This window comes from Rhodopseudomonas rhenobacensis (assembly GCF_014203125.1).
GTDB lineage: Bacteria > Pseudomonadota > Alphaproteobacteria > Rhizobiales > Xanthobacteraceae > Rhodopseudomonas_A > Rhodopseudomonas_A rhenobacensis.
Genome location: NZ_JACHIH010000070.1, coordinates 1 through 1083 on the forward strand (window position 1 = coordinate 1; position 1083 = coordinate 1083).

Annotated in this window: 1 protein-coding gene; it reads left to right on the forward strand. The window is 62.4% G+C overall.

The window, feature by feature from the left end; translation table 11 throughout:
* The first annotated feature begins 258 nt into the window (after positions 1-258).
* A complete protein-coding gene (locus tag HNR60_RS23925; protein WP_184262938.1) occupies positions 259-873 on the forward strand; it encodes a glutathione S-transferase in 615 nt (204 codons plus the stop codon).
* The last annotated feature ends 210 nt before the right edge of the window (positions 874-1083 follow it).

The window sequence follows — 1083 nt, forward strand, 5'->3', positions numbered from 1 at the left end:
CCGACGGCTCCTTAAAATGCCACGCTCGCCGCCGATCGAAAAGCTTCATCCAACGCGGGTCGGCCCCGTCCGCCGGTCCCAACTCGCAATGACGCGTTGAATGCCCGATGTCGTTGATCGCTTTTTGAGTCAGACTCTCAGGATGACGACTCGGAGGATGGACACGGCGCGAAAGCTTCGTCATCTTTTGCAGCGCGCGGCAAACCGCGCATCGGCGTATTGCCGCTCGGCAGATCTCTCTTCCTCGAGGACGCTTCCATGAAACTCACTTTCTCGCCGCTGTCGCCGTTCGCGCGCAAGGTGCGCATCGTCGCGATCGAGCTCGGCCTGATCGACAGCATCGAACTGGTCGCCGCCAAGGTGACGCCCGGCGAGCCGAACGACGACTATTCGCACGCCGTCAACCCGCTGAAGAAGCTGCCGGCGCTGATCCTCGACAGCGGCGAGGTGCTGGTGGATTCCTACGTGATCGCCGAATATCTCGACGAAATCGGCGGCGGCAAGCTGAGCCCCGCCTCCGGTCCGGAACGCTGGCGGGTGAAGAGCGATCACTCGTTGATCCAAGGCATGCTGGATTCGATGCTGCTGTGCCGCTACGAGAAACTGGTGCGGCCGGAGGCGCTGCAGTGGCAGGCCTGGTACGACGATCATTGGGCGCGAGTGTGGAACGGGCTTTCGCGCTTCGAGCAACGCGCGGAGACGCTGTCCGGCCCGCTCGACCTCGCGCAGATCGCGCTGACTTGCGTGTTCGGCTATGCCGATCTGCGCTTTCCGGATTGCGGCTGGCGCCAGGCGTTTCCGAAGCTCGACGCCTTCCACGAGAAGATGCTGACGCGGCCCTCGGTGCAGATCTCGCAGCCGCCCAAGGCGTGATGGCACGCCGTCATCCTGAGGCGCTCGCCCTCTTGGGCGAGCCTCGAAGGATGACGCCGCAAGACAATAGCCATCCTTCGAGACGCCCGACTTCGTGCTTGCGGACTTCGCCGAGCTCCTCAGAGCCTGTGAATCTTTCATTTTGGTTGGCATGTCTGCTTTGGCATGATTCAATTTTGCAGCGATCAGGGAGTTGCTGCGATGGCCGAG

Coding starts and splice junctions, on each gene's coding strand:
- HNR60_RS23925 (WP_184262938.1), top strand. CDS start 259: ATGAAACTCACTTTCTCGCCGCTGTCGCCGTTCGCGCGCAAGGTGCGC.